General features: G+C 67.7%; 1 protein-coding gene and 1 pseudogene. Both read left to right on the forward strand.

Annotated features, from left to right (window positions below; genetic code table 11):
- On the forward strand, positions 1–1,297 hold a 1,297-nt coding region (locus tag ASD34_RS27545; protein WP_235510082.1), incomplete at both ends, for a condensation domain-containing protein.
- 1 nt (position 1,298) lies between these two features.
- A pseudogene (locus ASD34_RS27550) lies at positions 1,299–1,728 on the forward strand (AMP-binding protein); the annotation flags it as partial.

The following is a 1,728-nucleotide window of genomic DNA, read 5'->3' on the forward strand; positions in this document are numbered from 1 at the left end:
CTACATCACGCCGCAGTTGCTTTCCTTCGCATCGAAGCAGCGGCTGGAAGATTTCGTTGGCAACCTGAACCAGGTGATCGCACGCCACGACATCCTGCGTACCGCCGTGCTGTGGGAGTCCCTGTCCGTGCCCGTGCAGGTCGTGTGGCGAGAGGCACAACTGGCTCTCGAATGGCTGGACGTGTCGGCCGGCGAGGACGTGGCCGCCCGCCTGACGGCCGATGCAGGCCGGCGCCGCATCGACGTGCGCCGCGCACCGATGATCCGGGCCATTGCCGCCGAGGACGCGGACAACCGGCGCTGGCTGCTGCAACTGCCGAGCCACCACCTGGTGCTCGACCATGCCACGCTGGAACTGATCGTCGAGGAAATCGGCCTGCTGGCGAGCCATGGCCCCGACGCGTTGCCCGCGCCCGTGCCGTTCCGCCGTTTCGTGGCGCAGACCCGGCTGGGCGTGAGCCAGGCCGAACACGAGGCCTTCTTCACCCGGATGCTCGGCGACGTGGACGAACCCACGACGCCCTTCGAGCTGCGGGATGTGCGAGGCGATGGCGCCCGCGCCGAAAAAGCCGAACTGGTGCTGGAGGCCGAGCTGGCCGTCTCGCTGCGGCACGAGGCGCGGCGCCACGGTGTGAGTGCGGCATCGCTCTTTCATCTCGCATGGGCGCTGGTGCTGGCCAAGGCGACCGGCAGGAACGACGTGGTGTTCGGCACGGTGCTGTTCGGCCGCATGCAGTCGGGCGCGGGCGCGGACCGCGCGCTGGGACTGTTCATCAACACGCTCCCGCTGCGCATCAGGCTGGGTGCGCTCGGTGTGGCGCACTGCGTGCAGGAGACACATGCAGCACTCACGCAACTGCTGCACCACGAGCACGCCAGCCTGTCGCTCGCCCAGCGCTGCAGTGCATTGCCGGGGAGCACGCCGCTGTTCTCGGCCTTGCTGAACTATCGCTACAGCGCCGCGGTCGAGAAGAAGGAGGCCGCCGCCTGGCAAGGCATCGAGTTCCTCGGCGGACAGGAGCACAGCAACTATCCGTTCGACATGTCGGTGGACGACCGAGGCGACGGCTTCTCGCTGACCGCGCAGGTGCATGAATCGGTCGATGCACGGCGCGTGTGCGGTTTCATGCATGCGGCCGTTCGCGCCATCGTGGAGGCGTTGGCCACAGCGTCGCAGCAGCGCGTGTGCGAGCTCGATCTGTTGTCGGGAGAGGAGATGCGCTGGCTCACGCAATGGAGCGTGAACGCGCAGCAGGAGCCTGGCGTGGAACTGGTGCATCACAGCATTGCGCGGCATNTGAACTGAACGCGCGTGCGAACCGCCTGGCTCATCGTCTGATCGCGCTGGGTGTGCGGCCGGACATGCGCGTGGGCATCGTGATGGAGCGCTCCATCGAGATGGTGGTGGGCATCCTGGCGATCCTGAAGGCCGGCGGTGCCTACCTGCCGCTGGACCCCGAGTACCCGGTGCAGCGGCTGGCGTACATGGTGGAGGACAGCGGCATCGAGTTGGTGCTGAGCCACCGGGCCACCCGCGAGCTCATCGCGCCACATGCCGGCCTCACCATGCTGGAAGTCGACAGCCTCGATGTCTCGAGCGAGCCCGACACCAATCCCCAGGTCGCGCTGCATGGCGAGCACCTGGCCTATGTCATCTACACCTCCGGCTCCACCGGCAAGCCCAAGGGCGCTGCGGTGCGCCACGAGGCGCTGCGCAGCTGCATGGCC

Source organism: Variovorax sp. Root473, from assembly GCF_001426505.1.
Taxonomy (GTDB): domain Bacteria; phylum Pseudomonadota; class Gammaproteobacteria; order Burkholderiales; family Burkholderiaceae_C; genus Variovorax.